Annotated in this window: 7 protein-coding genes and 1 pseudogene; 4 read left to right on the top strand and 4 right to left on the bottom strand. The window is 71.7% G+C overall.

Annotated features, from left to right (window positions below; all coding sequences use genetic code 11):
* The 4 genes and pseudogenes from ACFE67_RS13105 to ACFE67_RS13090 all read left to right on the top strand — a co-directional run.
* A pseudogene (locus ACFE67_RS13105) lies at window positions 1-2,547 on the top strand (ATP-dependent helicase); the annotation flags it as partial.
* A gap of 65 nt (window positions 2,548-2,612) precedes the next feature.
* On the top strand, window positions 2,613-3,407 hold the full coding sequence (locus ACFE67_RS13100) for a DNA-formamidopyrimidine glycosylase family protein (protein ID WP_375407320.1): 795 nt from the start codon (window positions 2,613-2,615) through the stop codon (window positions 3,405-3,407).
* A 28-nt stretch (window positions 3,408-3,435) separates the two neighbouring features.
* Window positions 3,436-3,924, top strand: coding sequence for a Cys-tRNA(Pro) deacylase (gene ybaK / locus ACFE67_RS13095; protein ID WP_375407319.1), 489 nt, complete (start codon window positions 3,436-3,438; stop codon window positions 3,922-3,924).
* Window positions 3,921-4,658, top strand: a complete 738-nt coding sequence (locus ACFE67_RS13090; protein ID WP_375407318.1) for an SGNH/GDSL hydrolase family protein — start codon at window positions 3,921-3,923, stop codon at window positions 4,656-4,658. The genes ybaK and ACFE67_RS13090 overlap by 4 nt, the downstream gene beginning before the upstream one ends.
* A 106-nt stretch (window positions 4,659-4,764) precedes the next feature.
* Here the strand turns inward: ACFE67_RS13090 and ACFE67_RS13085 are convergent, their stop codons facing one another.
* The 4 genes from ACFE67_RS13085 to ACFE67_RS13070 are packed head-to-tail and all read right to left on the bottom strand — an operon-like array spanning window position 4,765 to window position 7,053.
* Entirely contained in the window at window positions 4,765-5,526 is a 762-nt protein-coding gene (locus ACFE67_RS13085) for an ABC transporter permease (protein ID WP_375407317.1), read from the bottom strand.
* On the bottom strand, window positions 5,523-6,320 hold the full coding sequence (locus tag ACFE67_RS13080) for an ABC transporter ATP-binding protein (protein ID WP_375407316.1): 798 nt from the start codon (window positions 6,318-6,320) through the stop codon (window positions 5,523-5,525). Before ACFE67_RS13080 ends, ACFE67_RS13085 begins: the two co-directional genes overlap by 4 nt.
* Window positions 6,317-6,697 carry a DUF1048 domain-containing protein gene (locus ACFE67_RS13075; RefSeq protein WP_375407315.1) on the bottom strand — a complete coding sequence of 127 codons (381 nt, stop codon included), beginning with the start codon at window positions 6,695-6,697 and terminating at the stop codon, window positions 6,317-6,319. The genes ACFE67_RS13080 and ACFE67_RS13075 overlap by 4 nt, the downstream gene beginning before the upstream one ends.
* A 2-nt stretch (window positions 6,698-6,699) precedes the next feature.
* Window positions 6,700-7,053: a PadR family transcriptional regulator gene (locus ACFE67_RS13070; RefSeq protein WP_375407314.1), complete on the bottom strand. Its 354-nt coding sequence runs from the start codon at window positions 7,051-7,053 to the stop codon at window positions 6,700-6,702.
* Between the last annotated feature and the right edge of the window lie 87 nt (window positions 7,054-7,140).

The raw sequence follows: 7,140 nt of genomic DNA, 5'->3' as shown, positions 1-7,140 counted from the left end.
TCCGACCGCACACTCGTGCTCGAGCGGTTCCGCGACGAGCTCGGCGACTGGCGGATCGTGCTGCATTCCCCGTTCGGCATGCAGGTGCACGCGCCGTGGGCGCTGGCGATCGCCGCTCGGCTGTCCGAGCGGTACGGGATCGAGAACGGCGCGATGGCCGCTGACGACGGCATCGTGCTGCGCGTCCCCGACACCGATGCGGAGCCGCCCGGCGCCGACCTGTTCCTGTTCGAGCCGGACGAGCTCGACCAGATCGTGACGACGGAGGTGACCACCTCCGCGATCTTCGCCTCCCGCTTCCGCGAGTGCGCGGCGCGGGCGCTGCTGCTCCCCCGGTACAACCCCGGGCGCCGGTCGCCGCTGTGGCAGCAGCGTCAGAAGGCGAGCCAGCTGCTCGACGTCGCGAAGAAGTTCCCGACCTTCCCCATCATCTTCGAGACGATCCGCGAGGTGCTGCAGGACGTCTACGACCTGCCCGCGCTCAAGGAGCTCGCGGCCGGGTTGGAGGCGCGCGCCGTCCGCGTCGTCGAGGTCGAGACCCGGACGGCGTCCCCCTTCGCCCGAAGCCTGCTGTTCAGCTACGTCGGCGCGTTCCTGTACGAGGGCGACAGCCCGCTCGCCGAGCGGAAGGCGCAGGCCCTCGCACTGGATCCGACGCTGCTCTCCGAGCTGCTCGGCAGGGTCGAGCTGCGCGAGCTGCTCGACCCCGAGGTCGTCGACCAGACCGAGCGGGAGCTGCAGCGCCTCGCCGCGGATCGTCGGCTGCGCGGCGTGGAGGGGGCGGCCGACCTCCTCCGCCTGCTGGGCCCGTTGACCGTCGACGAGCTCGCGGCGCGGCTCGACATCGCAGAGCTGCCCGCGACCTCCGAGCAGGCGGCCGCGCTGGCGACCGAGCTGGTCGCCACGCACCGAGCGATCGAGGCGTCCTGGGCGGGCGAGCAGTGGATCGCCGGCATCGAGGACGCGAGCCGGCTGCGCGACGCGCTCGGCGTGCCGCTGCCGATCGGCGTCCCGATCGCGTTCGTCGAACCGGTCGCGGACCCGCTGGGCGACCTGGTCGGCCGGTACGCCCGGACGCACGGTCCGTTCACGGCGTCCGGGGCCGCGCTGCGCCTCGGACTGGGCGTCGCGGTCGTCACCGACACCCTGCGGCGCCTCGCCGACGAGCGGCGGGTCACCGAGGGCGAGTTCCGGCCGGGCGGCACCGGGTCCGAGTGGTGCGATGTCGAGGTGCTGCGCCGCCTCCGCCGCCGCTCGCTCGCGGCGCTGCGCAAGGAGGTCGAGCCGGTCGAGCAGGCGGCCTTCGCCCGCTTCCTGCCCGAATGGCAACACGTCGGGCAGAAAGCGTTGCGCGGCGTGGACGGCGTCGCGACCGTGATCGAGCAGCTCGCCGGCGTGGCCGCGCCCGCCTCCGCGTGGGAGTCGCTGATCCTTCCGGCCCGGGTCCGTGACTACTCCCCCGCGATGCTCGACGAGCTGACCGCGACCGGCGAGGTCGCCTGGTCAGGCGCCGGGAGGCTCGCCGGGAACGACGGCTGGGTCGCCCTGCACCTCGCCGACGCACTGCCGGTGACCCTGTCGGTCGTCGAGGAGGGGGATCGCACGCCGCTCGAGCTGGAGGTGCTCGCGACGCTCGGTGGCGGCGGCGCCTACTTCTTCCGGCAGCTGGCGGATACGGTCGGCGCGACGGACGACGGCGCGCTGACCACCGCGCTCTGGAACCTCGTGTGGGACGGGCTGGTCACCAACGACACGTTCGCGCCGGTGCGTGCGCTGACCGGCGCCGGGCACACCACCCACCGCACCACCCGGCGAGCGCCGCGCGCCCGCTCCTACCGCGGTCGGGGTCGTGCGCCGCTGCCGGTCCGGTCCGGTCCGCCGGTCGCCGCCGGCCGTTGGGCGATCCTCCCCCTCCCCGAGACGGACCCGACCGTGCGCGCGGCGGCGACGGCCGAGGTGCTGCTCGACCGCTACGGCGTCGTGACGCGGGGCGCGGTGGTGTCCGAGCAGGTGCCGGGCGGCTTCGCGCTGGTCTACAAGACGCTGGCTGCGCTGGAGGAGGCGGGTCGCGCCCGCCGCGGGTACTTCGTCGAGCACCTCGGAGCGGCGCAGTTCTCGACCGCCGGCACCGTGGACCGGCTGCGGCAGCACAGCAGGGATGCCGGTGCCGAGGTTTCGGAGCCGGCGGTCCTGACGCTCGCCGCGACGGACCCGGCGAACCCCTACGGCGCCGCGCTCCCCTGGCCCGAGAACGAGGGCGGGCACCGTCCGGGGCGGAAGGCGGGCGCGCTCGTCGTGCTGGTCGACGGCGCACTGGCCGCCTACGTCGAGCGCGGCGGACGCACCGTCCTCGTGTTCGGAGCGGATGAGGCGCTGCGCGCGCATGCCGCGACCGGCATCGCCGCCGTGGTCCGTGCGGGCGGGGTGCCGCAACTCGTGGTCGAGAAGGTCGACGGCGAGTTCGCGCTCGGCAGTCCGTTCGGGAAGCTGCTCGAGGCGGCGGGGTTCGCCGCGACGCCGAAGGGGCTGCGGTTGCGTGCCTCATGAGGCTGCGTACCCGATGAGTGCGTGCAGCGCGCCGTCCCGTACCCACCACCGCGACGAGTCCTGCCGTGCCTGAAGGCGACACCGTCTACCGGGCGGCGCACAACCTGCACGCCGCGCTGGCGGGCGAGGTGCTCACCTCGTGCGACGTCAGGGTTCCGAAGTTCGCCACGATCGACCTCACCGGCGAGCGCGTCGAGTCGGTCGGCAGCCGGGGCAAGCACCTCCTGCTGCGCACCGAGACCGCGCTGATCCACTCGCACCTGAAGATGGAGGGCGCGTGGCACCTGTACCGGCCGGGCACCAGGTGGAAGCGGCCGGCGTTCGAAGCGCGGATCGTGCTCGGCACGGCGCCGTGGCAGGCGGTCGGCTTCGCGCTCGGCACCCTCGAGGTGCTGCCGAGAGGTGCGGAGGAGGACGTCGTCGGCTACCTCGGGCCGGACGTGCTGGGACCGGACTGGGACGCCGCGGAGGCGATCCGCCGCATCGAGGCCTCGCCCGGGCGCGCGATCGGGCTGGCGCTGCTCGACCAGCGGAACCTGGCCGGGGTGGGGAACGTCTACCGGAACGAGCTCTGCTTCCTCCGCGGCGTGCTGCCGACCCGGCCGGTCGACCAGGTGCAGGACCTCCCGCGCCTGGTCGATCTGGCGAAGCGGACCCTTGAGGCGAACAAGAACCGCGTCGAGCGCACCCTCACCGGCGACACCCGCCGCGGGAAGCAGGACTGGGTCTACGGCCGGACCGGGCAGCCGTGCCGCCGCTGCGGCACGCGGATCCTGGGCGGCACGCTCGGCGATCCGGTGCAGCCGGGTCGGGGCGCGACCGACCGCGAGACCTACTGGTGCCCGCGCTGCCAGACGTAGCCGTGGTGGACCCGGCATGATCGCCAGGATGACGAAGGCGGCGCCGACCACCGCGGCCACCCTGGCCCTCGATCGACTCGGCGTCCCGTACACGCCGCATCCCTACGAGCACGACGTGTTCGTGGAGGGCTACGGACTCGAAGCGGCGAAGGAGCTGGGCGCACCGCCGGAGCAGGTGTTCAAGACCCTCGTCGTGCAGGCGGATGCCCGGCTCGTCGTCGCCCTCGTGCCCGTCTCGGCGATGCTCGATCTGAAGACGCTCGCGGTGGTGCTCGGCGCGAAGCGGGCAGGTCTGGCCGTGCCCGACGTCGCGGAGCGAAAGACCGGCTACGTCGTCGGCGGGATCAGCCCGTTCGGGCAGCGCACCCGCCTGCCGCTCGTGCTCGACGCGACCGCGACCGGCTTCGACACCGTGTACGTCTCGGGTGGACGGCGCGGCTTCGACCTCGAGATCGCTCCCCGCGACCTGCTGACCGCCACGGGTGGCAGCCTCGCCGCGATCTCGGTGCCGCGGTGAGGCCGATCGCGATCGCAGGCGGCGTCGCGGCGGCGGGCGCCGTCGGCTCCCTCGCCTGGCTGGCCCGGCATCGTGCCGCCTGGACCGTGCTGCTCACGAGCAGGATCCCGGCGCACCACGTCTACTGGCGCGAGCGCGGCGCAGCGGATCCGGAGGCGGTGCTGTACGTCGCGCTCGGCGACTCCGCGGCGCTCGGGCTCGGCGCCTCCACCCCGGAGCGGGGGTACGTCGGCATCGTCGCGGCGGAGATCGCGCGCATCACGGGCCACCGGGTGCGGGTGCGCAACCTCGCTATCGACGGGGCGACCTGCGCTGTCGTCCTCGCCGACGAGCTGCACCGCATCCCGAAGGCGACCGCGGTCGTCTGCACGATCGACGTCGGCGCGAACGACGTGTGGTCGTTCGAAGGGTCGCGGTTCCGGGACGAGTTCGACCGCATCTGCGCGTCGCTGCCGCCGGGCGCGATCGTCGCGGACCTCCCGAGCTTCAGCCCGCTGCCCATCGGCGGGCGGGTGCGCGCCGCGAACCGGATCGTGCACGAGGTCGTCGCGGCGCACGGCCTCGTGCTCGCGCCGCTGAACGCGTCGACGCGCCGAGGCGGCCCGGTGATCGCCATCCGCAATGCGGCCGGCGACCTGTTCCACCCGAACGACCGCGGTCACCACGTCTGGGCCGAGGCGTTCCTCCCCGCCGTCCGCGAGCGACTGGCCTCGACGACGACGCCGCAGCTCTGATGCTCAGAGCGGGCCACGCCTGCAGCTCGGCACGGTGGTGCGGCCGTCGGAGCGGTGTACGGATCGGCGACGCCATGCTCACATCCGACGGAGCCATCAGCTCGAGTCAGGCTGACCTTCGACGGTAGGCGACCACGGCGAGCACGTAGGCGATCACGAGGACGGCCACGCACCAGGCGAGTGCGATCCAGATGTCGCTCTCGATCGCTCGATGCCCGAGGAGGTCGCGGAGCGCGTTCACGATCGAGGTCACCGGCTGGTACTCGGCGAAGACCCGCACGGGCCCGGGCATCGTCGCGGTCGGCACGAACGCGGAGCTGATGAACGGCAGGAAGATCAGCGGGTAGGAGAACGCGCTGGCTCCGTCGACGGACTTCGCGCAGAGACCGGCGATGACCGCCAGCCAGGTCAGCGCGAGGGTGAAGAGCAGAACGATGCCGGCCACGGCGAGCCATGCGAGTGGGCCTGCTTCGGACCGGAAGCCGATCAGGACGGAGACGAGCACCACGACGACGACGGAGACGAAGTTCGCAACGAGGGACGTGATGACGTGCGCCCACAGGACCGACGAGCGAGCGATGGGCATCGATTGGAACCGCTCGAAGATCCCGCCCTGCAGGTCGAGGAACAGCCGGTAGGCGGTGTACGCGATTCCAGATGCCACCGTGATCAGCAGGATGCCCGGCAGGAGGTAGTTCACGTACGACTCGGTGCCGGTGTCGATGGCGCCGCCGAAGACGAAGACGAACAGCAGCAGGATGCCGATCGGCATCACCGCGGTGGTCACGATCGTGTCGGGGCTCCGAAGGATGTGGCGCAGTGACCGGCCGGTGAGGACGGCCGTGTCGCCGACGAAGTGCGAGCTCATGATGCCTCCTCCTCCAGGTCGGTCGTGCGGCCGTCGCCGACGACCGCGAAGAAGACGTCTTCGAGCGTCGGCCGCTTGTCGACGTACTCCACATGCGCCGGCGGCAGCAGCTGCTTCAACTCGTCGAGCGTGCCGGTGACGATGATCCGACCCCCGTGGAGGATCGCGATCCGGTCGGCGAGCTGCTCCGCCTCGTCGAGGTACTGCGTGGTCAGGAACACCGTCGTGCCCTGACTGGCGAGTTCCCTGACGGCGTGCCACACCTCGATGCGCGCCTCCGGGTCGAGACCGGTCGTCGGCTCATCGAGGAAGATCACCTCGGGATCGCCGATCAGGCTCATCGCGATGTCGAGTCGTCGCCGCATGCCCCCGGAGTAGGCGCCTGCACGTCGAGCGCCGGCGTCCGCCAAGGAGAACCGCTTCAGCAGCTCGTCCGCGCGCCCTGCGGGGTCGGGGAGGTGCCGCAGTCGGGCGATCAGCGTGAGGTTCTCGCGACCGGTCAGCACCTCGTCGACCGCGGCGAACTGGCCGGTGAGGCTGATCGAGTCGCGCACTCTGGACGCCTGCTCGGTCACGTCGAAGCCGTTGACGTCGGCCGTGCCGCTGTCCGCCCGGAGGAGCGTGGCGAGGATCTTGACGACGGTGGTCTTCCCTGCGCCGTTCGAGCCGAGGAGGGCGAAGATCTCCCCTCGTTCCACGTCGAGATCGACGCCCTGCAGCACCGTCGCGCCCTTGTAGGACTTCCGAAGCCCCTGGACGTGGATCGCGGGCTCAGCGAGCAGTGCAGAGCTCATCGCTCCCCCTCCGTCCCACCCATGCGCTCGGCGGTGTCGATCGCGCTCCGCAGGCGGTCGCGTTCCTTGTCGGCCCACTGGCGACCCGCGTACGCCTGAACGAAGGCCTCGGCGAATTCAGCGGGGTCCTCCCCGACGACGTCTCGGACCGAAGTCCCGTCGGTGGCGGCTCGATCCCACAGGTCGGCGAGGTCACCGACCATCGAGATCAGGGTCTGACCGTCCACCACGCCGCCCACCTGCAGGACGTAGCGCTGCAGCGCCTTCGCGGAGGCCCGGTAGGGCTCCGGAAGCGCGTCCATTCGAGCGACGGATTGCCGCCACTGCTTCTTCTGCCCGAGCGGTCCGGTGACCAGCTCGATCCATGTTGCGGCCATGGTCAGTTCTCTCCTTCGATGCGCACTGCTGAAATCGGATTCCGGAGCTGCTCGAGCCGGGCCGAGACGAAGCTCCAGTTGCTCCAGAACTCCTCGAGGTAGGCGCGCCCCGATGGGTTGAGGGAGTAGACCTTGCGCGGCGGCCCCTTCTCCGACGGGACCTTCTCCACGTCGACGAGGCCGCGATGCTCCACCCGGACCAGCAGGGCGTAGACGGTGCCTTCGGCGATCTCGATGAATCCCTGGTCGCGGAGCCACGCGGTGATCTCGTAGCCGTACGCAGCGCGCCCGGACAGGACCGCCAGCACGATGCCCTCCAGCGTGCCCTTGAGCATCTCGGTCATCTGCTTGCCCATGACGCCCTCCTCGCAACTGCTCGCCCGTGCTCGGTATCAGTACCTAGCAACGGACAGTACCACTAATCAGTGCTACTGACTACCGAG

The sequence above is a fragment of the uncultured Amnibacterium sp. genome (assembly GCF_964244015.1).
GTDB lineage: Bacteria > Actinomycetota > Actinomycetes > Actinomycetales > Microbacteriaceae > Amnibacterium.
Note: the sequence above shows the minus strand (reverse complement) of the source record. Positions and strands in the feature narration are given on the sequence as shown.